The organism is Acetobacterium wieringae (assembly GCF_001766835.1).
GTDB lineage: Bacteria > Bacillota > Clostridia > Eubacteriales > Eubacteriaceae > Acetobacterium > Acetobacterium wieringae.
The window spans coordinates 75,113-98,161 of sequence record NZ_LKEU01000037.1 but is presented as its reverse complement, the minus strand read 5'-3'; the positions used below and the strand labels follow the sequence as shown (position 1 = coordinate 98,161).

General features: G+C 44.6%; 18 protein-coding genes. 15 read left to right on the top strand and 3 right to left on the bottom strand.

Going from position 1 to position 23,049, the window contains the following annotated elements; genetic code table 11:
- Window positions 1–192 precede the first annotated feature (192 nt).
- The gene (locus tag ACWI_RS14155; RefSeq protein WP_139142380.1) at window positions 193–765 is read right to left on the bottom strand and encodes a GGDEF domain-containing protein; all 573 of its coding nucleotides are present in this window, start codon (window positions 763–765) and stop codon (window positions 193–195) included.
- Window positions 766–1,004: 239 nt separating this feature from the next.
- On the opposite strand from ACWI_RS14155, the gene ACWI_RS14150 reads away from it, so the two are divergent.
- Both ACWI_RS14150 and ACWI_RS14145 read left to right on the top strand, forming a co-directional pair.
- Complete coding sequence (locus ACWI_RS14150; protein ID WP_139142379.1) at window positions 1,005–1,946, top strand: EFR1 family ferrodoxin; 942 nt, start codon at window positions 1,005–1,007, stop codon at window positions 1,944–1,946.
- A 39-nt stretch (window positions 1,947–1,985) separates the two neighbouring features.
- Window positions 1,986–2,588, top strand: coding sequence for a protein-L-isoaspartate(D-aspartate) O-methyltransferase (locus tag ACWI_RS14145; protein WP_084633715.1), 603 nt, complete (start codon window positions 1,986–1,988; stop codon window positions 2,586–2,588).
- A 55-nt stretch (window positions 2,589–2,643) separates the two neighbouring features.
- On the opposite strand, the gene ACWI_RS18565 is transcribed toward ACWI_RS14145, so the two are convergent.
- Together ACWI_RS18565 and ACWI_RS14135 are read right to left on the bottom strand one after the other, a co-directional pair.
- Window positions 2,644–4,779 (bottom strand): diguanylate cyclase domain-containing protein, encoded by a 2,136-nt coding sequence (locus ACWI_RS18565; RefSeq protein ID WP_084633714.1) that lies wholly within the window; start codon window positions 4,777–4,779, stop codon window positions 2,644–2,646.
- 37 nt (window positions 4,780–4,816) lie between these two features.
- Complete coding sequence (locus ACWI_RS14135; RefSeq protein ID WP_070372086.1) at window positions 4,817–5,515, bottom strand: MBL fold metallo-hydrolase; 699 nt, start codon at window positions 5,513–5,515, stop codon at window positions 4,817–4,819.
- A 235-nt stretch (window positions 5,516–5,750) separates the two neighbouring features.
- Between ACWI_RS14135 and ACWI_RS14130 the strand changes: the two genes are divergently transcribed.
- From ACWI_RS14130 to ACWI_RS14070, 13 genes are all read left to right on the top strand, one after another.
- A complete protein-coding gene (locus ACWI_RS14130) occupies window positions 5,751–9,500 on the top strand; it encodes a phosphoribosylformylglycinamidine synthase (RefSeq protein ID WP_070372085.1) in 3,750 nt (1,249 codons plus the stop codon).
- 61 nt (window positions 9,501–9,561) lie between these two features.
- Window positions 9,562–10,056: a 5-(carboxyamino)imidazole ribonucleotide mutase gene (gene purE, locus ACWI_RS14125; RefSeq protein WP_070372084.1), complete on the top strand. Its 495-nt coding sequence runs from the start codon at window positions 9,562–9,564 to the stop codon at window positions 10,054–10,056.
- A gap of 50 nt (window positions 10,057–10,106) precedes the next feature.
- Complete coding sequence (gene purC, locus ACWI_RS14120) at window positions 10,107–10,814, top strand: phosphoribosylaminoimidazolesuccinocarboxamide synthase (RefSeq protein ID WP_070372083.1); 708 nt, start codon at window positions 10,107–10,109, stop codon at window positions 10,812–10,814.
- 73 nt (window positions 10,815–10,887) lie between these two features.
- Window positions 10,888–12,276: an amidophosphoribosyltransferase gene (purF, locus tag ACWI_RS14115; protein WP_070372082.1), complete on the top strand. Its 1,389-nt coding sequence runs from the start codon at window positions 10,888–10,890 to the stop codon at window positions 12,274–12,276.
- 47 nt (window positions 12,277–12,323) lie between these two features.
- Window positions 12,324–13,370, top strand: coding sequence for a phosphoribosylformylglycinamidine cyclo-ligase (gene purM / locus ACWI_RS14110; protein WP_070372081.1), 1,047 nt, complete (start codon window positions 12,324–12,326; stop codon window positions 13,368–13,370).
- Complete coding sequence (purN, locus tag ACWI_RS14105) at window positions 13,361–13,999, top strand: phosphoribosylglycinamide formyltransferase (RefSeq protein WP_070372080.1); 639 nt, start codon at window positions 13,361–13,363, stop codon at window positions 13,997–13,999. The genes purM and purN overlap by 10 nt, the downstream gene beginning before the upstream one ends.
- A 219-nt stretch (window positions 14,000–14,218) precedes the next feature.
- Entirely contained in the window at window positions 14,219–15,748 is a 1,530-nt protein-coding gene (purH, locus tag ACWI_RS14100; RefSeq protein ID WP_070372079.1) for a bifunctional phosphoribosylaminoimidazolecarboxamide formyltransferase/IMP cyclohydrolase, read from the top strand.
- Between the two features lie 167 nt (window positions 15,749–15,915).
- Window positions 15,916–17,172, top strand: a complete 1,257-nt coding sequence (gene purD / locus ACWI_RS14095) for a phosphoribosylamine--glycine ligase (protein ID WP_070372078.1) — start codon at window positions 15,916–15,918, stop codon at window positions 17,170–17,172.
- A gap of 270 nt (window positions 17,173–17,442) precedes the next feature.
- Window positions 17,443–18,258 carry a pyrroline-5-carboxylate reductase gene (gene proC / locus ACWI_RS14090; protein ID WP_084633713.1) on the top strand — a complete coding sequence of 272 codons (816 nt, stop codon included), beginning with the start codon at window positions 17,443–17,445 and terminating at the stop codon, window positions 18,256–18,258.
- A 240-nt stretch (window positions 18,259–18,498) separates the two neighbouring features.
- Window positions 18,499–21,102 (top strand): glycoside hydrolase family 3 C-terminal domain-containing protein, encoded by a 2,604-nt coding sequence (locus ACWI_RS14085; RefSeq protein ID WP_070372077.1) that lies wholly within the window; start codon window positions 18,499–18,501, stop codon window positions 21,100–21,102.
- 119 nt (window positions 21,103–21,221) lie between these two features.
- The gene (gene tsaB, locus ACWI_RS14080; protein WP_070372076.1) at window positions 21,222–21,908 is read left to right on the top strand and encodes a tRNA (adenosine(37)-N6)-threonylcarbamoyltransferase complex dimerization subunit type 1 TsaB; all 687 of its coding nucleotides are present in this window, start codon (window positions 21,222–21,224) and stop codon (window positions 21,906–21,908) included.
- Window positions 21,905–22,348 (top strand): ribosomal protein S18-alanine N-acetyltransferase, encoded by a 444-nt coding sequence (gene rimI / locus ACWI_RS14075; RefSeq protein ID WP_070372075.1) that lies wholly within the window; start codon window positions 21,905–21,907, stop codon window positions 22,346–22,348. The genes tsaB and rimI overlap by 4 nt, the downstream gene beginning before the upstream one ends.
- Window positions 22,341–23,033, top strand: coding sequence for a TIGR01906 family membrane protein (locus ACWI_RS14070; protein ID WP_070372074.1), 693 nt, complete (start codon window positions 22,341–22,343; stop codon window positions 23,031–23,033). Before rimI ends, ACWI_RS14070 begins: the two co-directional genes overlap by 8 nt.
- The last annotated feature ends 16 nt before the right edge of the window (window positions 23,034–23,049 follow it).

The window sequence follows — 23,049 nt, the reverse complement described above, 5'->3', positions numbered from 1 at the left end:
CAAGTGCATACTGACATCGCAAAAGACACCAGTGTTATCATTATATAACTATTTATAACAAAAATCTACCACTTCATAACTAATAATTATCATTGCCGAACAGGTTGTGGCTGGTTGCAGCTTGGTTGCTGTCTGTTAGTTTAATCGCTAAAAACATGCAATATAAATTAAAACCAGACAGAGTGCCTGGTTTTAATTTATATTGATAACAATTTGGTTTTGGCCCATTGCATCGGCTGCCGACAGGGCCTGAGTTACTTTTTTAATCAGTATTTCGTAGGAAATATCATCAGTGAGAATGGCAGTAACCACACCAATGGAAACTGTGTAATAGCAAATCTGGGGAGTGGTTGCGTGGAAAAAAGCGGTGTTTAAGATTTTTCGTCTGAATTTTTCAGCCATTTCTGCAGCACCGGCGGGATCCGTATCTGAGAGAATACAGGCGAATGTGCAATCATCCCATTGGGTAACCAGATCCCCGGAACGTTTCAAGGTTTTATTCAGTATGGTGGCAATCCGGCGATGACAGTCAGTGTTGGATAATTGTTCTTGACAACGAGTAGGTTTCTCTAAAGTGTTAAATTTGATCAGAAGGATTGATAGATAACGTACGGTAGTCTTTGCTTTGTTGATGGCCTCAACGAGCATTGAATCAAATTCTTGACGATTGCCAATTGGAGTAGGGATATCCGTGACGCAGCCGTATCGCTTAGAAACGTCTTCATTTGCAAAAGCGTCATCTGGGGGAACGCAAAATTTACTCATTTTCAGAATTCCTTTCTGATCATAAAAAATATTGACCTGATAGTATTTTATACTTGATTTGGGCGGAATGTAAAGCTTTTTAATCAAAATCAAGCGCTCGTGAATATGTTTATAATTAACAATAAAGGGTAAAATATGGTAGAACGAAGACCTGCAAATTGACAAAGACAGCCACAATAATCATACGCATTTGATTATTGAAAGAATGGAGAACGGGTAATAAAAATAAGGTGTACAGATTGAGCGACATTCAAATTCAAAAAGCAATAGACAACTGTACGGTTAGTGAGGAAAGAATGGATTTTAAAAACGCAAATCTGGTGTATTTTACAGGTACTGGAGGAACAGCTCGAGTTGCTGATGCGTTCGAACATTCGTTAAAAAAAAGAGCAATTGCGGTTCAACGCACCGAGTTAAGGGGTATAACTGAGCCAGTTGTGTTTGGCGATGTATTGGTGCTGTTGTTTCCGGTGTATGCATTTAATGCACCAAAACCCATTACGGAGTGGTTAAAAAAAATTCCGCCTGCCAAAGATCGACCGGCGGTGGTCATTTCTGTTTCAGGTGGAGGCGAAATTTCGCCCAATACAGCGTGTCGATGGGCAACAATTCGTCATCTTGAAAGAAAAGGTTATGATGTAATATACGAAAAAATGATGGTTATGCCATCTAATTTTTTGATCGGTTACGATGAAAGCCTTTGCGCCATGGTTCTTCATGCAACACCAGTAATTGTTGAAAAGGTGGTGACTGAAATTATGGTAGGAGAACGGCATCGAACGCAGCCCTATGGCATCGATCGAATCGCATCAAAACTGGGATATTTTGAGATGATTGGGGGAAGGATTTTTGGTCGGCGACTTAAAGTCAACGAGAAATGTATTGAATGCGGATTGTGTGAAAAATTGTGTCCTCAAGAAAATATTAAAATTAGTGAAGGTAGGCACCATTTTGGCAATGAGTGCGTCATCTGTATGCGTTGTATTTATGGCTGCCCTCAAAAGGCTATTGAACCGGGAATTGGAAAATTTGTGGTGCTTTCAGAAGGCTTTGATTTGAATAAAGTCGAAGACCGCATGGATCATCTGACCGTATATCCCCGTATCAGCAGTGCCACCAGCCATTCGTCACTTCGAGGTGTACGGGATTATCTGATTGAAAGTGATTGTTTTAGACAATAAAAGAATTGGGTGTTAAGGAATTGAAAGTGAGAAACAGCAATGGATTATCAGGAACTCAGTGATTTTTTTGTGCATCTGGATCGTTCTTATTTTATTGACAATGAAATGAAAGAATTTGCAGATCGGGATCAACCCCTGTCAATCGGTTATGAACAAACAATTTCTCAACCTTCTCTGGTGCTTGAAATGACTCAGATTCTCGCCCCAGAGAAAAACAGTTGTGTGTTGGAAATTGGAACGGGTTCAGGTTACCAAACAGCACTTCTGGCTAGATTTTCGAAAATGGTTTATACGATTGAACGAATTCCGGAATTATCGGAAACAGCCCAAAAGAGACTTAATAATTTGGGTTACAAAAATATTGTTTATAAAATTGGCGATGGCAGTGAGGGATGGGCAGAATTTGCCCCCTTCAATCGAATAATCGTCACGGCAGCGGCAGAGAGAATTCCCAAGGAACTCATTGATCAGTTGGCCAGAGGTGGAAAAATGATTATCCCTGTGGGGCCGCCGGAATTACAGGAGTTAAAGCTTATATGTAAAGATGATGATGGGCAGCTTAGGCAGCAGACCGTTGATCTGGTACGTTTTGTTGAAATGAAAGGGAAATATGGTTGGAAAAATAAAGCAGCAGTTAAATAGGATGTTTTTAAAACCCCTGAACCCTTTTTTAAAAGAGGATAGGGGTTTTAAATTTTTAGTCGTTATGGAATACAAAAAGCTGGTTGCGACCGGCTTTTTTGGCTCTGATTAGAGCGGTTTCCGAGCGGGTGAAAAGGGTCGTTAAGGAGTTTTCGGAAGTGCTTTTGTCTAAATAAACGCCGGTAGCCACTCCCAGTGATAAAGTGATGATTGTATTAATTGGTGAGGTTTGGTGAGGAATGCTCAAATTTACTACAGTTTTTCTGATGATTTCAGCGATATGGGCGGCTCCCTTTAAATTAGTGTCCGGGAGTAGACAGATAAATTCCTCACCTTCCCAGCGGGCGGCCAGATCACCGGCACGTTTTAATGTTTTTTTGATTGTACCGGCAACTTCCTGGAGACAAGCATCCCCTTCAGCGCGGCCATAAGTCTCATTATATAATTTAAAATAATCAATATCAATTCTGATCATCGAGAGTGGGGTGTTATTTCGTCTGGCTTTGCGAATTTCGATAGTCAGCATTTCTTCGAAACGGCGACGGTTGGCGAGTTGGGTTAAAGCGTCGGTATCGGTTGTGTTACTGAGAATTTCCCGATAATGCTTGAGCGCCAGCTGGTATTTTATTTTTTGCTCGACATTGGGCAGATCAAAGGGCTTGGAAATAAAATCAACAGCACCAGTTTGGGCGCCATGGGCTTTGTTTTCTTTGTCACTCAGAGTCGTTAAAAAAATGATCGGAATACCCATCGTACTTTCTTCCAGCTGAATTTGTTTACTGACTTCAAAGCCATTCATTTCCGGCATACTGAGATCCAACAGAATTAAGTCGGGGACAGGTTTTTGTGTAGCCATAGCTAAGGCAGCTTTTCCGCTGTTGGCAACAGTGATATCATATTTTTCTACCAGAGCCTCAGCAAGCATTTGGGTGTTCTTGGTTGAATCATCAACCACCAGGATTTTCGGTCTCTGATCTAGAACGCCAGAGCTGGTTAATTGAGTCTGATCATTTACGATTTGCTCTAATGCTGTTAGTTCGTCATCTTTGAGGCGAAGGTTTTTATTATACATCGGTAATATATGTTGGGACACACTACGTCCGTTTTTGAGTTTCTGAGACTCATCTCTGAGCAAGAGAACATGAAATGAAAAATCATAGTTGTTCTCATTGTCCCAGGCAGCAGAAAATTTGCCGTTCATGGTTTCAACCAGCGTTTTCACTAGTTCCAGGCCAAAACTGAGATTGTTTGCCATTGTGACGCCGGTGGCATCGGTAAATAAAAAGGGGTCTGCCAAGCCATTTTTTAAGGGCGAAATTCCAGACGTTTTAACATTAAAATAAATCTTAAAAACTGATTTGTCGGTATTTTCCGGGGTAGCTTCAAGGAAAATCTTACCTTGCTCCAGGCATTTCATGGCGTTAAGAATTAAATAGGAGATGATTTGCTTGAGTCGTTGAGGATCACCAACGACAGTCGTTGGAATCTTGGGATGAATTGACAATTCGATGGCAATGTTATGACGCTTGGCGCTGGCGATCAAGGGGATGATTGCATCCTCGACGGTAGTGTGAAAATCAAAAACAATCACATCATGGCCAGTCTTGCTATCGTTTGTCAGAAGCCCATCAATCAGATTTCCCAGAAGTGAAGAGGAAAGATGGATATTCTCCAGACAGGTTTTCTGATCTGATCTGGAATTGGCTTTGCTCATTAACTCAAAAAACAGGAACAGACTTTCCAGAGGTTCCTTTAGTTCATTTGATAAAATCGATATCAATTGATTTTTTAAAAAGTTGGCGCTCTCAGCATCTTTTTTTGCCTGATAGAGTTCAGTCAAATCTTTACCACAACAAAAGATAAGTCCATCGACCCATTTAAACTGCCAGGTTACAAAAAGATAGGAGTCAAAATTGGAGTGTAGACGAGTGGTAAGCGTCAGTGATTCCTTTTCTCCAGTCAATTTTTTTAGGCCAAGAATCAAGTTGGGCACATCGTTGGGATGAACAAGATCAATGAGATTTTTGTCATAAAGATCTGGATTCAGGTAGCCCAGCTTCGTTTCCCAAACCTGATTTGTTTGTAAAATAGCCCCTCGTTCATCGGCAATGCAAAGAAATTCTGTACTGATGGTAAAAAATAAGTCAAGGAGTTGACGACTTTGTTTACTAAGCGAAAATAGATTGTTCATAGCAATACTCCTTCAGCAAGTAAGAAGATTCGATAATTCAGACGCCAGGTGACCAGGTGTTTTTGATTTTGACATTCCGTTCTTTAAATTCAGGAATAATCGTTTTGGTGTTCCCGATTTTGTCTTTGAAACGCTGGATAATTTCGAAATCATCACGAAAATGCATGGGAATGAGTACCTTGGGATGAAAGGTTTCGATAAAATATTCGCCCGCTTTGTAGAAGGAGTCGCCCAGACGGGGATCCACCGGAACAAAGGCGAATTCCATGGGCAGGTTCTTCATTTTTTCCAGTTCAGCTTTATAGTCCTTTTCTTCCTGTATCGGATCGATATTTGGTTTTTCATTGGTGTCCCAGTCCCACCAATTGAGATCCCCGGCGTGGAAAATCCGATGGGAATTGGTAGCAATATAAAATGAGATACCTTGATCAGTGGAACCAAAAGTTTTGATGTCCATCCCACCCAGCGACATGTGCTGGTAGGGGCCAATAGTATGGGTTTTATGAGTAGAGGCTTTGGGGATATCATCACTTAATATATAGGTAGGGTGATAAACCCGTTCGGTTGAAAAAATATCAGCGGTGTAGTGGTCGCCGTGACCATGAGACACAAAAAAATAATGAGGAAGTCCCTTGCGAAGGAGACTGGTTGGGATATGGGTAAAACAATCAAAGATCAGTGTTTTATCTGCTAATTGAATTAAAAAGCCGCTATGATGCAAATGGAAAATTTTCATATGTTACCTCTCTTGGATCTTTTTTATATCGAGTAATTGGTTAGTACTATATTACCCAAATATAATGCAATTATACTTCAAATTATACCGGAATCGATTAAAAATTTGAAAATAAACGGATAAACTTGAAAAATATTCGGGAAAATAAAAAAATAATCCGAACGTTTTAAATTCTATTGATATTATTGTTCGGAAATAGTAAAATAAGTTTATCATTTAAAAAGGTGGAAAAATTGTGATAAAACGAATTTTTGTAGAAAAAAAAGACGAATTTGAAGTAGAAGCCAAGTCGTTGACACATACCTTTCAACGGATTCTAAAGATTCAAAAGCTTGAATCCATGCGTATAGTATATCGATATGATGTCCAAGACGTGGCAGATGAGTTGTTTGATCAGATTATTAGCACTATTTTATCCGAACCCAATGTTGATCAGGTATTTGAAGACTGTCTTGAAACGAGAGTTGATGAAAAAATATTTGGAATTTCGTATCTACCTGGGCAATACGATCAGCATGCCGATTCCGCGATTCAGTGCATTCAGATCGTATCCGGTGAACGGGCTTTAGTTAAAGTCGCAAAAATTGTTGTACTCACAGGGGAATTAACTCAAAATGAATTTGAGAGTATTAAGCACTACATGATTAATCCAGTGGATTCTCAGGAAGCCAGTTTAGAACCTTTTACAACCCTGGCTGATGAGGTTCGTGAGCCAAATGATATCAAACCGCTGGATCGTTTTATCACGCTAAATGGTGATCAATTAGAAGCGTTTCGTCTGGATCACGGATTTGCCATGACAACTGAGGACATTATATTTGTTCAGAATTATTTTAATAAAGAAGAACAGCGGAATCCGACCATTACGGAATTAAAGGTAATTGATACCTATTGGTCGGATCATTGTCGTCATACGACTTTTTTAACTCAGATTAAGCAGGTGCAGTTTCTGGGCGATGACCCCATTTCACAGGCGATGAAACGGGCCTATGCTGATTATTGTCAGGCCAGAACGGATCTATACGGCGAAAATTCCGAACGACCAATGAGTCTGATGGATCTGGCGGTTATTGGTACCAAAGCACTTAAAAAAGCGGGGCGGATTCCAGATCTGGATGAATCAGAAGAAATCAATGCCTGTAGCATCAACATGGTTGTCGATCATGATGGTGTCGACGAAGAATGGCTACTGATGTTTAAAAATGAAACCCATAACCATCCCACCGAAATCGAACCGTTTGGCGGGGCTGCGACTTGTCTGGGTGGGGCTATCCGGGATCCACTTTCCGGTCGAAGTTATGTTTATCAGGCAATGCGGGTAACTGGTGCCTGGGATCCCCGGGCGGCCATTGAAGATACCTTACCGGGCAAATTGCCGCAACGTAAAATTTCGACGGAAGCGGCCCATGGATACAGTTCATATGGGAATCAGATCGGTTTGGCAACTGGTCAGGTAACGGAAGTTTATGATCCCGGTTTTCTGGCCAAGCGGATGGAAGTCGGGGCCGTGATTGCTGCGGCACCCAAAGAAAATGTCATCCGGGAACGCCCAGCTCCTGGCGATGTGGTGTTGCTAGTTGGTGGTCGGACTGGCCGGGATGGTTGCGGTGGTGCCACCGGTTCATCTAAGGCCCATACTGAAGAATCGATTCTGGAAAGTGGGGCTGAGGTTCAAAAAGGAAATCCCGTCGAAGAAAGAAAAATCCAACGCTTATTCCGCAGTAAAGAACTGGCGAATCTCATTAAACGTTGTAACGACTTTGGTGCTGGCGGGGTATCGGTGGCCATTGGCGAACTGGCAGATAGTCTGGAAATCGATTTGGATAAGGTGCCAAAAAAATATGAAGGCTTGGATGGCACCGAACTGGCCATTTCTGAATCCCAGGAACGAATGGCTGTGGTGGTCGATCCTAAAGATGTGGATACCTTTATTTCTATGGGAAAAGCTGAAAACCTGGAGATTACCCCAGTTGCCGTTGTCACCGATTCAGGTCGGTTGATCATGAAATGGCGGGGTGCAGAAATCTTGAATATTTCCCGATCCTTTCTTGAAACCAACGGTGCACCACAATTTATTGATGTGGTAGTTGAGTCACCAATAGAAATAGATAGCGCAATAAAAACAGCGGATCAAGACCCGAAAAAAGATGAACAATTCGATTTTATCAATCAAATGAAAGAGACGCTAAAAGATCTGAATGTAGCCAGTCAGCGAGGTATGGTGGAAATGTTTGACTCAACCATTGGCGCTGGCACTGTGGCGATGCCCTATGGCGGCAAAAACGCTTTGTCACCAATGGACGGGATGATCGCCAAGATTCCGATGATTCATGGCGACACTACCACCTGCAGCATGATGACCTTTGGTTACAATCCGACCATCGCCAAAAGCAGTCCCTTTCTAGGCGGGATGATGGGAGTGCTTGAATCGCTGTCCAAACTGGTTGCGATGGGGGGCGATTATAAAAAGGCCCGCCTCAGTTTCCAGGAATATTTTGAACGGTTGGGCAAAGAACCAATTAAATGGGGCCGCCCTTTTGCGGCGCTCTTAGGGGCCCATCAGGTTCAGACAGCCATGGGAACGCCAGCCATTGGTGGCAAGGATAGTATGTCAGGCAGCTTTGGCGAACTGACCGTTCCACCAACCCTGATTTCTTTTGCAGTGGTGACAACTCACGTGGAATCAGTGATAACCAGTGAACTCAAGTCCAGTGAGTCATTGTTACAATTGTTTAGTTTACCGTTAGATAAAAATGGAGTACCGGACTTAGTTGCGGTGAAAGCTGTTTATGATGTCATCATTAAAGCGAATCGGGAAGGCAAAATATTGAGCGCCAAAACAATCGGTTATGGCGGTTTGGCTGAAGCAGTGACAAAAATGGCATTTGGTAACGGCATCGGGGTTGACATCAATGATCGGATCGATCCCGCCTTCTTGTTTAAACCACTGTATGGCAGTATCTTGATCGAAAGTTTTGAAATTCTGGAGGGCTCAACCCCCATTGGCAAGACCACTGATAATAATAAAATTGTATTTGGCAGTGATGCCATCGCAATTAATGAATTGATCGAAGTCTGGGAAGCACCACTGCGGTCAGTTTATCCTGAAAAAGCAGAAATCAGTGGGGCCGTGGAAACCTTAAGCTTTAAGGTCACACCGATTGTATACCACAAAGATAAACTAGCCAAACCTCAGGTATTTATCCCGGTCTTCCCGGGAACTAACTGTGAATACGACTCGGTCAAAGCCTTTGAGAATGCCGGTGCAAAAGCGGTGACGACGATTTTCAGAAATCAGTCAGCGCAGGATATAATCAACTCCATTGACGAAATGGCGGCGCAGATCAGAGCATCCCAGATGATAATGATTCCTGGTGGGTTTAGTGCTGGGGATCAACCGAACGGTTCCGGTAAATTTATTGCCTCGGTTTTTAGAAATCCCAAGATGATGGATGCCGTCATGGATTTGCTCAATAACCGGGATGGGTTGGTATTGGGGATCTGTAATGGCTTCCAGGCCCTGATTAAGCTGGGACTGGTTCCCAATGGTGAAATCTGTGAAATTACCGAGGAGATGCCGACCTTAACCTTTAACACCATCGGCCGCCATGTGTCCACCATTCCGATGACTCGAATCAGCTCCAATCTGTCGCCCTGGTTGGCCAATACCAAGGTCGGGGATATTCATCGGATGCCCATGTCGCATGGCGAAGGTCGTTTTGTCGCCAGTGATGCGGTGCTGAAAATCCTCATCGAAAACGGTCAGATTGCTACCCAATATGTGGATTTTGAGGGTGCCGCCACCCTTGATGGCCGCTTCAATCCCAACGGTTCTGTTTATGCGGTTGAAGGCATCACCAGCCAGGATGGCCGGGTCCTTGGGAAAATGGGTCACTCCGAACGAATCGGCAAGAATCTCTATAAAAATATTCCCGGCAATATGGATCAGCAGATCTTTAAAGCTGGCGTCAATTATTTTAAATAAATTATAAATAAGAAAACTAGTGTTAGAAAATTTAAGAAGCAAACACGAAGGAGATTAAAAAATGAGTACACCAAAAGTTGCGGTTATCATGGGCAGTGATTCTGATTTTGAGATTGTCAAAAAATGTCTGATTGCGCTGGAGAAATTTGGCATTGAATATGATGTTCAGGTTATCTCAGCCCACCGCAATCCCCACAAAATCTTTGACTATGCCACTACTGCCGAAGATCGGGGGATTGAAGTTTTCATTGCGGCAGCGGGAAAAGCGGCCCACTTGCCGGGAGTTATCGCTGGGATCACACCACTTCCGGTCATTGGCATTCCGATTCAAACCTCTTTTCAAGGTGGACTGGATTCGCTCTTGTCAATCGTTCAGATGCCATCCGGCGTACCAGTGGCCACGGTAGCTGTCAACGGCGCCGAAAATGCCGGGATTTTAGCAGCTCAAATGCTGTCAATTAAGTACCCGGCGATTCGCGAAAAGATGAAGGCCTTCAAAGTTCAGCTCAACGACGAAGTAATTGCGAAAAATGAAAAGGTTCAGGAAATCTTATAAGACATTTACAAGCACAGCATTGATTTAAATCAAATTTTAAGGAGATTAAAATGGAAAAATTAGAACAGTTATACGAAGGTAAAGCCAAGAAAGTTTTTAAAACCGATAATCCCAACGAATTTATTATTGAGTATAAGGATGACGCGACTGCTTTTAACGGCGAGGTTAAAGGTAGCATTGGAGGTAAAGGGGTCATCAATAATAAAATGACCGGTGTTATCTTTACAATGTTGGAAGAAAAAGGTATCCCCACTCATTTTGTCAAAGTTCTCTCCGAAAACGAACAATTGGTTAAAGCGGTGACGATTTTTCCATTGGAAGTGATTATCCGTAACACCGCCGCTGGTTCTATTTGTAAACGCCTTGGTCTGGAAGAAGGTTTGAAATTAAAATCACCGATTTTTGAATTCTGCTATAAAAATGATGATTTTGGCGATCCGGTTATCAACGATGATCACGCCATCGCCATGGAATTGGCCACCGCTGATGAAATTGCAGTGATTCGCGACATGACCTTTAAAATTAATGAGATCTTAAAAGCGTATTTTCTGGAAAGAGGGATCAACCTGGTTGACTTTAAAATTGAGTTTGGTAAAACCAACGACGGACAAATTGTTCTGGCTGATGAAATCTCACCTGATACCTGTCGTTTTTGGGATGTAAAAACCAATGAAAAACTGGATAAAGACCGCTTCCGTAGAAACCTTGGCCATATCGAAGAAGCCTACGAAGAAATGCTAAAACGGGTTCAGGCATAAAAAATCACTCGTATCATATAAAAATTCGAGTGCGGGAAAAATAAAATCAAATACCTGGAGGATACACACACCAATGATAAATGACAAGTTTCGCGATGAATGTGGAATAATGGGGGCCTATCTCAAATCGAAAGAGAATAATTGTTCTTCCTATATCTATTATGGACTTTATGCGCTTCAGCACCGCGGTCAGGAAAGCGCTGGTATATCAGTTAACAAAGACGGAAAGATTTCGACCCACAAAGAAACGGGCCTGGTCTGTGATGCATTTAAAGGCAACGTATTAAAACAGCTTAAAGGTAATATCGGAATCGGTCACGTTCGTTATTCCACTTCAGGCGAAGATGGGGTCACAAATGCTCAACCATTAACGGTTAATCACAGTATGGGCCAAATAGCTTTGGCACATAATGGAAATCTCATCAATGATAGTGCTTTACGGAACATGCTGGAAGACTCTGGCGTTGTTTTTCAGACGACTATTGATACCGAGGTAATGGTCAACATTTTAGCCAGAGGCCTGCGCCACGGGATGATTGAAGCGATTCAACGAATGGTCGAAATCATCAAGGGGGCCTATGCTCTGGTAATCACGGTTGGCGATAAACTGGTGGGCGTTCGTGATCCCTATGGTTTGCGGCCGCTTTGTATTGGTAAGAAGGATGAAGATTATTTTCTGACATCGGAAAGCTGTGCCCTGGATGCGATTGGGGCGGAACTGGTTCGCGATGTTGAACCCGGCGAAATTGTTGTCATTGACGAAAATGGCTTAACCAGTTATGGCCAAAACAACTGGGTTAAAAAGAAAGCCTGTATTTTCGAGTTGATTTATTTTGCCCGTCCCGATTCGGTGATGGATGAAACATCTGTTTATGCGGCTCGTCATAAAGCTGGCGAAATTCTTGCCAAAGAGTCACCAGTTGAAGCCGATGTAGTCATTGGGGTGCCGGATTCAGGAATTGGCGCAGCCATCGGTTATGCTGAAGCATCAGGGATTCCCTATGGTGTCGGCTTGATTAAAAATAAATACATTGGCCGAACCTTTATTCAACCCAATCAGAAGTTGCGGGAAGAAGGGGTACGGATAAAACTCAACCCATTAAAAGAAACCATTAAAGGCAAACGGGTCATTATTATCGACGATTCCATCGTTCGGGGGACTACCTCTAAACGATTGGTTGAGATTTTAAGACAGGCTGGCGCAACCGAGGTTCATTTCCGGGTTACCAGTCCGCCAGTCGCCCATACTTGTCACTTTGGAATTGATACACCGCGGCGAAAATACTTGATTGGTGCCAAGAAAACGGTCGAAGAAATCAGAGAAATTCTCGGTGCCGATTCGCTGGCCTATATTTCATTGGAGGGCTTAACCGAATCTGTCGGCGGTAAAACAACCTTCTGCCGGGCCTGCTTTGACGGGGAATATCCGATGGAAGTGCCAATTTTAAATGCCAACGACTAATTGGCAAGTGATGCTAGAAACTGGAACTAAAAATAGATGGAGGAAACATGTCAGAAAATCAGATAAAAACAGATGCCTATCGACAAGCCGGAGTGGACGTTGAAGCGGGTTACGAATCGGTTAAACTAATGAAGGCCGATGTCAAGCGGACCTTTAACGATCGGGTTCTTTCGCACCTGGGCGGATTTGGCGGGCTGTTCGAACTGCCCGCAGGTTATCAGAAACCAGTCCTGGTTTCCGGAACCGATGGCGTTGGTACCAAACTACGGCTGGCCTTTATGATGGATCGCCATGATACCATTGGCATCGACTGTGTAGCGATGTGTGTTAATGATATCTTGTGTCAGGGCGCCCAACCAATGTTCTTTTTGGACTACATTGCCTGCGGCAAAAACTATCCGGAAAAAATTGCCACCATTGTTAAAGGGATTGCTGAAGGTTGTATTCAGGGGAATATGGCCTTAATCGGTGGCGAAACGGCGGAAATGCCTGACATGTATGGCCTGGATGAGTATGATCTGGCCGGTTTTGCGGTGGGCATTGTTGAAAAAGATGATATTGTCACTGGTGCGAATATTGCTGAAGGGGATGTGTTGGTGGGGCTACCATCCTCCGGGGTTCACAGTAATGGTTTTTCGCTGGTTCGAAAGGTTTTATTCAAAGATCTGTCGCTGGACATCAATACCTATGTGGAGGATCTCGGTATGACCCTGGGTGAAGCCCTGCTGACACCGACCCGAATTTATGTAAAAGCCTTGGCCGATCTGATCAAACCATGCAAAATTAAGGGCATGAGCCATATCACTGGCGGCGGTTTCTATGAAAACATACCCCGGATGATTCCTGATGGACTTTGCGCCAAGGTCGATGCCAGTGTGATTGAAACCCTGCCGATTTTTAAATTTATCCAGGAAGCGGGAAAAATTGCCGCTGAAAGCATGTATGCCACCTTTAATATGGGGATTGGCCTGGTGGCTGTTCTGCCAGCTGACCAGGTTGAAGCCTTTCTATCCGGTTTAACTGCCAAGGGCGAAAAGCCGGTAATTCTTGGTTCCATTGTTAAAGGAGAGGAAAAAATCGAGCTATGTCTGTAAAAGCTTTAAAAAAAATCGGCGTGCTGGTTTCCGGCGGCGGAACAAATTTTCAGTCCCTGATTGATACCATTCATCACAAATATGGTGAAATTGTGGTCGTTATTTCCAATAACCGCCATGCCTTTGGTCTGGAACGGGGAGAAGCCGCCGGGATTCCGGCAGTGGCCGTCAATCCCAAGGGTTATCCCAGTAATGAAGCCTTTGATCAAAAAATTGTCGAGATTTTAAGAGGCTATGATGTCGATCTGGTGGTGCTGGCCGGCTATATGAAAATTATTACCCCGGCCTTTGTGGAAGCTTACCCCAATGCCATTATTAACATTCATCCGGCCCTGATTCCATCTTTTTGCGGAGCCGGGTTTTATGGGATGCGTGTTCATCAAGCCGTCATCGATTATGGCGTGAAGGTCACCGGGGCAACGGTTCACTTTGTTAACAAAGTGGCAGATGGCGGCCCGGTAATTATGCAGGAAACTGTTATTATTGCCGAAGACGACACCCCGGAATCGATCCAGCAGAAAGTTCTTAAAATTGAACACGAGCTTTTACCAAAGGCGGTGAAGGCTTTTTGTCTTGACCAATTGTCAGTGGAAGGCCGGCTCGTTAAAAATTGTCAAGCGTCAAATTAGATTGTGAGGGAACTTGTTAAGAAAAATAGGTAACTCGAAATTAATAAATGCCGAACAATGATTGCTTTGTGTGCAGTTTCCACAAACAATTTCGTAACGTGTAGACGAACAAGCGGTAGCCTGTACGTCGTACAGTGTAGAAATTGTTTCGTGCGAAACTGGGCACAAAGCTCACGGCACTTTCACAATTGCCTAAAGTAATAAATTTGGAGGAATAAAATGAGAGCATTGTTAAGTGTATCGGATAAACGTGGGATTGTCGAATTTGCAAAAAAACTGGCAGAAATGGGATGGGAAATCCTGTCTACCGGGGGAACCGCCAAAGCTCTACGAGAAGCAGGATTGACAATTACCGGCGTTTCCGAAGTGACCGGCTTTCCGGAATGTCTGGACGGACGGGTCAAAACCCTGCATCCGAAGATCCACGGTGGGATTCTGGGTATCCGCAATAATCCCGATCATCAGAAACAGATGGCAGAGCTTGAGATTACTCCCATTGATCTGTTGGTCATTAACCTCTACCCATTTAAGAATACGATTCTGAAAGAAGGGGTTGCCTTTGAAGATGCGGTCGAAAACATCGATATCGGCGGACCAACGATGTTGCGCTCGGCAGCCAAAAACTTCAATGACGTAACTGTCGTAGTCGATCCGGAAGACTATGCTGTAGTGCTCGCAGAACTGGAAGCAAACGGTCAAACAAACTATCAAACCCGCTATAAGCTGGCCTTAAAAGTGTTTGAAACGACCTCCAACTATGATACGATGATTGCTGACTACTTAAGAAAACGAATCGACGGGGAAGTCTTACAAGACACCATCACGATGACCTTTGAGAAGGTTCAGGATCTGCGATACGGTGAAAATCCCCACCAAAAAGCTGCTTTCTATGGCGAAGTCGTGCCGGTTAAAGGCGCCCTCACCGCCGCCAAACAACTCCAGGGCAAAGAACTTTCCTATAATAATATCAACGACACCAATGGGGCTCTGGAAATCCTAAAGGAATATGGGGATGAACCCACCATTGTCGCAGTAAAACATGCCAATCCCTGTGGCATTGCCAGTGACGAAAAAATTGCGGTGGCTTACAAAAAAGCCCATGACAGCGATCCGGTTTCGATTTTTGGTGGCATTATTGCCTCGAATCGCTTGATTGATGAGGCCGCCGCCAAAGAAATGGTGGAAACATTCCTGGAAGTAATCGTTGCACCGGGATTTACACCAGAAGCTTTGACAGTGCTGGCCGCGAAACCAAATCTGCGCTTATTGGAGCTGGCCGACATCATTCACAACGAACCCAGTTATGAAGTCAAAAAAGTGATGGGTGGTCTGCTGGTTCAGGAACGTGATACCAGCTTGTATGATGAGTTAAAAGTCGTCACCAAACGTCAGCCCAGCGAAGCCGAAATGGCCGAATTGCTGTTTGCCTGGAAAGCGGTTAAAAACACCAAATCCAACGCCATCAGTCTGACTAAAAATAAATGTCTGATTGCCAACGGACCGGGCCAGGTCAATCGGGTCGGCGCTCTGGAAAACGCCATCCGTCAGGCCGGTGAAAACGTCAGAGGCGCAGTGATGGCATCGGACGCCTTCTTCCCCTTTGACGACAGTGTCAAGGCTGCCGCCGCAGCCGGTATTACCGCCATCATCCAACCCGGTGGGGCTGGAAAAGATGCAGATTCAATCAAAGCCTGTGATGAGGCGGGGATTGCGATGGTGTTTACTGGCATGCGCCACTTCAAACACTAGTTTTGCGTCGATAATTGCCCGACTTCTGCGTTGGAGACGGTTTTGGCCTTGGTCACGTATTAATAGATACGCTCCCGTCGGCCAAAACCGTCTCCGCCTTGAATTCGAACAATTCTCTTTGCAAAACGAGGTGTTATAAAAAATGAAAGCAAAACGAGGAGAGACAGATGAAAATATTAATGATTGGATCCGGTGGTCGGGAGCATGTGTTGACATGGAAGCTTGCCCAAAGCCCCCGGGTTGAAAAAATATATGCCGCCCCGGGCAACGGCGGCATGGCAGAATTGGCCGAATGTGTGGATTTGTCGGTGGAAGATATTCCCGGCTGTTTGGCTTTTGCCAAAGAACATCAGATTGATCTTACCGTTGTCGGTCCCGAAGTCCCCCTAGTTATGGGAATGGTCGACGCTTTTGAAGCGGCTGGTTTAAAAGTTTTTGGTCCTAACAAACATTGTGCTCAGTTTGAGGGCAGCAAAGCCTTTACCAAGGAATTTTTATTCCGTCACAATATTCCCACGGCGGCCTATAAAGAATATACCGATTTTGATGAAATTATCAAAGATCTGGGTGTTTATGGCTATCCAATGGTAATCAAGGCTGATGGTCTGGCCGCCGGTAAAGGGGTACTGATCCCCGAAAATGAAACCGATGCCCGAGCCGGCATGGAAATGATCATGAAAAAAAGGGAATTCGGAGAAGCTGGCGATAAGGTCGTGATCGAAGAATTCTTAACCGGACAGGAAGCCTCGATGCTCTGTTTTGTCGATGGTAAAACGATTGTCCCGATGGAAAGTGCTCAGGACTACAAACGGGCCTATGACAATGATGAAGGCTTAAATACCGGCGGCATGGGAACCTATTCCCCCAATGTGCTGTTTGCCGATGAAACCCTGAACAAGCGCATCAAAGCAGAGATTCTGGATCCGATTATCAATGGTTTTATTGCCGATGGGATGGATTTTAAAGGTGTTCTGTTTATTGGCCTGATGATTGATAATGGTGTCCCGAAGGTTCTTGAATTTAACGTTCGCTTTGGTGATCCTGAAGCCCAGAGCGTTCTGATGCGGTTGGAATCGGATCTGGTCGAAATCATGGAATCTGTCATTGATGGCAAGCTGGCTGATTGTGAGATCAAATGGAGTAGTAAAGAAGCTGTTTGCGTAGTCATCGCTTCCGGCGGCTACCCCGGCACTTACGAAAAAGGCAAGGTTATCACCGGCATTGAAGATGTGCAAGACTGCGTCGTTTTCCACGCAGGAACCAAGCTGGTCAACGGCGAACTACAAACCAACGGCGGCCGGGTCCTCTGTGTCACAGCGCTGGGCGAAACCCGTGAAGCCTCCAGAAAAACCGTTTACGCCAACATCGGCAAAATCCACTTTGAAGGCGCCCAATACCGAACTGATATTGCAAAGTTTAACTAGCGGAAATTCATACTAAATTTGAAACTGAGCATAGTGACTTGGTTATGGATAATCCAACCCATTAATTTAAGAATTAGTGGGTTTTTCCATTTTAGGTTTGCACTGGGTTGAATTAAAGTCTAAAATAGAGGGTATAAAATTAAAAAATCCTGGTACAAAAAAATCAATCAGCTTAGCGTTGGTTGGCACGACGACTCCGATCATTTGAAGATGAACCGGTCGCTCGCAGCTGATAAACACAGCTGATTAGCATAAGCATGAGGAGTTAACGTGAAAAATAATATTGGTTTTATCGGTTGCGGAAACATGGCAAAGGCTATGATTGGTGGTTTGGTAAAGGGTGAATTATTCCGGCCGGAAAATATTCACTGTTATGATCCTGAAGACGCCGCCAGAGCTCAGGTGGCGGAAGAATATGGGGTTACGATTCAGGATTCCAATATAGCCGTGGCAGCCCAGGCAGACTATCTGGTTTTGGCAGTGAAACCCTTTTTATATGGCAAGGTGCTGGCGGAAATTGCCGGGAGTATCAAACCGTCGGTAATTATCGTCTCGATTGCAGTCGGTGTTGGCTTTGATGACATCAAGGAATTTTTGGGCAGCGATGTTAAAGTAATCAGAACCCAGCCTAGCACTCCGGCATTTGTCGGAGAATCCGATTCAACTCTGTGTCCAGATGATATCATGACGCAAGAGGACATTCAGGATATCATCACGATTTTTGAGAGCTTTGGTAAAGCTGAAATTATTAGTGAGAAGCTGATGGACGTGGTGCCCGGAATCGCCAGCTCAGCACCGGCCTATACGATGCTGCTGATTGAGGCCATGGCCGATGGTGGGGTTCTTCATGGCTTCCCCCGGGATCAGGCCTATCGCTTGTCAGCCCAGGCAGTTTATGGTGCCGCCAAACTGGTTCTGGAATCCGGCGAACATCCCGGAAAACTGAAAGATCAGATCTGTACCCCCGGGGGAACCACCATCGAAGCCGTCCGGGTTCTGGAAGCCAAAGGCTTCAGAGACGCTGTCATTTCAGCAGTTGACGCCTGCGCCAGAAAATCATTGGCAATGAGTAAGAAACAAGATTAATGTACAAATAGCATAAAACTAACCCTTTAGTTAGAGGTTGTCAATAAACTACCGTACCGACCAATTGTTAATCCGTTGTTCGCTGCGGAATCGGACAGGCTCTGCCGTGTCCGCTCCGATGCGTACAACATGATGTAACAATTGTCGGTACTGGGTTATCTTTTTTGACAGTCTGAACCCTTTAATAAAATCAAAGGTTATTGCGGAAGTTTGGTTAATCCATTAAGGAGATGATTTATCATGGATGAAGGATTAATTAAAAAAATACGACGAAATATGAGTCTCGAAGAGATGGTCTCGCTCTGTTCCGGCCGAACCGACTGGGAAACCATGGGCTATTCCAAATACGGCATCGAGCCGGTATTTATGGCCGACGGCCCCCATGGCATGCGGGTGATTGAGAATGACGGAGCCCTGGGGATTCCCCAGGGAAAACCAGCCACCTGTTTTCCGCCAGCAGTACTATCGGCCTGTTCCTGGGACGAAGGACTGCTTGAATTTGTGGGCCGAACCATTGCCTTGGAGGCCCGCAGTCTGGGCGTTGATCTAATTTTGGGGCCCGGCATCAATATTAAGCGATCGCCTTTGTGCGGACGTAATTTTGAATATTTTTCAGAAGATCCGCTGTTGTCAGGCCGGTTGGGGAAAAGTTTTATTCTCGGCGCAAAAGATCATGGCGTGGGAACGACAGTCAAGCATTATCTGGCCAACAATCAGGAAACCCGGCGCATGACGGTGGACGAAAAGATTGATATCCGGGCGCTGCGGGAAATCTATTTAAAACCCTTTGAGATCGCCATCAAAGAAGGAAAACCGATGGCGGTGATGTGTTCCTATAACAGCATCAATGGCAAGTTTGTCTCCCAGAGCAATTATTTTCTGACCCAACTGCTCCGTAATGAGTGGGGGTTCGATGGGATCGTCATCTCCGATTGGGGGGCTGTCTATGATCGGGTTCGAGGGGTATTGGCGGGAATGGATCTGGAAATGCCCGGCAATGGCGGTGTCAATAATCAAAAGATATTTGACCGGATCAAAGAAGGGAAACTGAAAGTCACCATTCTCAATGAGATGGTGGAACGGCTGATTCGGTTTTCCTTTCAGGCTAAGGAAAACCGTCGCAATTATGCTACTAATCTGGAAATTGAACCAAAAGGTCATCACAAAATCGCCCAACTGGCGGCGGTTGAAAGTATGGTGCTGCTTAAAAATGAAGCGTGTATTCTGCCCATTGATCGGACCAAAATCAAGAAGCTGGCGATTATCGGAAGCATGGCTTTTGATCCCCGCTATCAGGGCAGCGGCAGCTCAAAAATAAATCCCTACCATATCGATTCACCTTATGAACGGATTAAAAAATTGGTGGGCGATGAAATCCAGTTGTTTCCGCATCAGGGCTATATTCATGATGAGGTGGTGGAGCAGATTCATTTGGCCGAGCAGGCAGAGGAAGTCGCAAAAAACTCCGAAATGGCCTTGTTATTCGTGGGTTTGCCGGATCACGATGAGTCAGAAGGTTATGACCGGACCCATTTGCATCTGCCCCAAAAACAGCTTGCCCTGATCCGTAAGATCTGCAAGGTTCAACCTAAGACGGTGGTGATTGTTCAGAATGGCGGCGTTGTTGATATGAGCTGGGAACACCAACCCCAGGCCATCGTCGAGATGTTTTTAGGCGGTCAGGCGGGCGGTGATGCCATTGCCAAGCTTTTATTTGGCGAAAATAATTTCTGCGGCAAGCTGGCGGAAACCATTCCAATGCGGCTGGAAGACACCCCGGCTTATATTAATTTTCCGGGAATCCATGATGAGGTTGTTTACGGCGAAAGTATTTTTGTCGGCTACCGTTATTACGACTTTACGAAGAAGAAGGTCCGTTTTCCCTTTGGATTTGGGCTCAGCTACACCGATTTTAACTATGAACCGATTGATGAGCCAGCGTTAACAATCGATGCAGAAAAAATGGTTACCGTTAGATGCCGTGTTACCAATTCCGGCGTAATGAACGGTAAGGAAATTGTTCAGTTATACACGGGAAAATCAGATACCGCCATCCTACGGCCACTGCGGGAACTGAGGGCCTTTAAAAAAGTCTTCATCCCGGCGGGGCGTTCGGCCGAGGTCAGCTTTGAGTTGGGACTCAGTGATTTTTGCTATTATAATCCCACCACCAAATCCTGGGAGCATGAGTCGGGCAGTCACCAGATCTATATCGGGTCATCCAGCCGGGATTTACCGATTGTCTATCCGGTTCAGATTACCAAAGATCTGATCCATCCGATCAACCCCTTATCCTATCTCAGCGATTTTGAAAAAACCGAGCGGGGACAGACGATCTTAAAACTACTGCTCTCGGGCTTTGAAGAAATCATGGGGGATGACCAGACCAGAGAAGATGACTTTTTTATGACGATGCTGGCCAACACCCCCTTGCGCAAACTGGTTGAGTTTTCCAATGGCATCTTCACCGAAGAATGTATTGATAAGATTATTGAACTGGTCAATTCAGATCAGTCACTGGAAGGGATTACCTTCGAAAAGTTGGTTAATTGTACCGAAAAGAAAAAGGGTTTTTTCAAAAGTCTTTTCGGTGGTAATGAGGAAGAGTACCTCTGTATCCATTCTAAAGTTCGGGATCTGGTCGAGGATGAGGATGTTATGCAGATTCTCCGAAATTATTTTGGTGACGAAACTTTTGAAAGTGACTATCTGCAAATGGCCATCAAAATGGGAATCTGCTTTGATAAGGCTCAGAAATTACTGCCCGATGACTTTTTTTCCGACGAAAAGCTTAAGGATATCGATCGGGATCTCAAAGTACTGGCAAAGCTAAAAAAGAAGTAAGATGATTAAGAAAAAGCGTACCGATTTGTTACAATCTAAAATCGGTACCTTCTCTTTGTCGGGCTGGGGTATTATTTTAAAATAGTTCAGCAAATAATAATTAAGAAGGAAAGCAAAAGATGAATACACTCACCATTGATACATCCACTATTGTGGCAACGGTTGCCATATTAAATGAAGAAAAACTAGTCGGCGAAATGATTATCAATCATCAAAAAAAACATTCCGAAAAACTGATGATAGCCATCGATCATTTGCTCAGTGATGGGGGTCTTTCGATTCAGGATATTGATGTTTTCGGCATTGTCTCCGGCCCCGGTTCCTTTACCGGCTTGCGCATTGGTATGGCGACCGTCAAGGGCTTTGCTCAGGCTCTGAATAAACCGGTAGTAGGAGTATCCGCCCTGGAAAGCCTGGCCATGAATATTCCCTTTGCCAATGGTCTGATCTGTCCGATTCTGGATGCCCAGCGTAACCAGACCTATACTGGTGTTTTTCATTTTGAAGACGGCCAACTGGTTCGGGATCTGGCCGATGCGGTGATGGAAATTGACGAGCTCATTACTTTTTTACAAGAACGAAATGAGACCATCTATTTTTTAGGTGATGGCTTGCCTCGTTTTTCACAAGTCCTGCAGGAAGCGATCCCCACCGCCCGGATCGTTCCCAATTATCTCAACATGAACCGGGCCTCGTCAGCCGCTGCCCTGGTCCTTAAGCGGGCCTTAAAGGGGGCGACCAGCCATTATCGGGAAGTGGAACCCTTTTATATCCGGCCTTCCTACGCCGAAGAGCATAAAAAATGATGATCCATTATCGACTGATGGAGTCCCGGGATGTCCCCGGCGTTTTTAAGGTGGATCAGGCCTGCTTTTCACACAATTGGACCGAGGATTCCTATAAGGCAGAAACTAACAATATCCTCTCCAATTATATTGTCGCTGAATTAGATGGCGAAATTATTGGTTTTGGTGGCTTCTGGCAGGTGATTGATGAAGCCCACATTACCAATATCGCAGTACTGGCAGCCTATCGCCAGACCGGGGTGGGGCAAAATATTATCAATGCAATGCTGGCCCTGGCACTGGAGCAAGGTTGTGTGGCGATGACGCTGGAAGTCCGAGCGGATAATCAGCCGGCTATCAATTTTTATTTAAAAAACCAATTTACCCGGCAAGGACGACGCAAAGATTACTATGGCACGGGAATGGACGGAATCATCATGTGGAGGTACAAACTTGAATAAAACCATCAAAATAGTTACAGTGTTGCTGGGAATCCTTTTTCCGGTTATTATTTTTATCAGCGGCATTGAAGCAGCGGTGTTTGACAAAGCGTTTTACATGGATCAGATGGAAAAAAATCAGGTCACTGATAACACTGGTATCTATCCCCCAGATATGGAACTGGTGGTCGATGAAATCATCAGCTACCTCAAGGGCGACCGGAAGGATTTTGACATCCAGGCCCGTTTAGCCATTGGAAGTGCCAAAAACGTTGTCGACAGTGTTTCAATTTTTAATGACAAAGAAATCACCCATATGGACGATGTCAGAGACTTGTTGCTTTTCTTTCTCGGTCTTCGGGACGCCGCTCTGATTCTGGCGCTGATCGCTTTTCTGGTGCTGTTAAAATACGATCGCCAGGCCATTATCAAGGCCTTGTTCTATGGATCGGCCACGTTTTTGGTGATCTTGCTAATTGTTGGTGCGAGTTTTATTTTTAATTTCAATAACACCTTTATCCTCTTCCATCAGTTATTTTTTTCCAACGACTTATGGATTATGGATCCTTCCACCGACCGACTGATCTGGATTGTCCCCGAGCCCTTCTTCTTCGCCATGATCGGCCGAATGGTCATCTATATTCTGGTACCCCTGGGACTCATCACCCTGGGAACGGGGCTGGTTTTGAAAAAGAAAAACATATAAAATAAATAACGAGAAA

Coding starts and splice junctions, on each gene's coding strand:
- ACWI_RS14155 (WP_139142380.1), bottom strand. CDS start 765: ATGAGTAAATTTTGCGTTCCCCCAGATGACGCTTTTGCAAATGAAGAC.
- ACWI_RS14145 (WP_084633715.1), top strand. CDS start 1,986: ATGGATTATCAGGAACTCAGTGATTTTTTTGTGCATCTGGATCGTTCT.
- ACWI_RS18565 (WP_084633714.1), bottom strand. CDS start 4,779: ATGAACAATCTATTTTCGCTTAGTAAACAAAGTCGTCAACTCCTTGAC.
- ACWI_RS14135 (WP_070372086.1), bottom strand. CDS start 5,515: ATGAAAATTTTCCATTTGCATCATAGCGGCTTTTTAATTCAATTAGCA.
- purE (WP_070372084.1), top strand. CDS start 9,562: ATGAGTACACCAAAAGTTGCGGTTATCATGGGCAGTGATTCTGATTTT.
- purC (WP_070372083.1), top strand. CDS start 10,107: ATGGAAAAATTAGAACAGTTATACGAAGGTAAAGCCAAGAAAGTTTTT.
- purF (WP_070372082.1), top strand. CDS start 10,888: ATGATAAATGACAAGTTTCGCGATGAATGTGGAATAATGGGGGCCTAT.
- purM (WP_070372081.1), top strand. CDS start 12,324: ATGTCAGAAAATCAGATAAAAACAGATGCCTATCGACAAGCCGGAGTG.
- purN (WP_070372080.1), top strand. CDS start 13,361: ATGTCTGTAAAAGCTTTAAAAAAAATCGGCGTGCTGGTTTCCGGCGGC.
- purH (WP_070372079.1), top strand. CDS start 14,219: ATGAGAGCATTGTTAAGTGTATCGGATAAACGTGGGATTGTCGAATTT.
- purD (WP_070372078.1), top strand. CDS start 15,916: ATGAAAATATTAATGATTGGATCCGGTGGTCGGGAGCATGTGTTGACA.
- ACWI_RS14085 (WP_070372077.1), top strand. CDS start 18,499: ATGGATGAAGGATTAATTAAAAAAATACGACGAAATATGAGTCTCGAA.
- tsaB (WP_070372076.1), top strand. CDS start 21,222: ATGAATACACTCACCATTGATACATCCACTATTGTGGCAACGGTTGCC.
- rimI (WP_070372075.1), top strand. CDS start 21,905: ATGATGATCCATTATCGACTGATGGAGTCCCGGGATGTCCCCGGCGTT.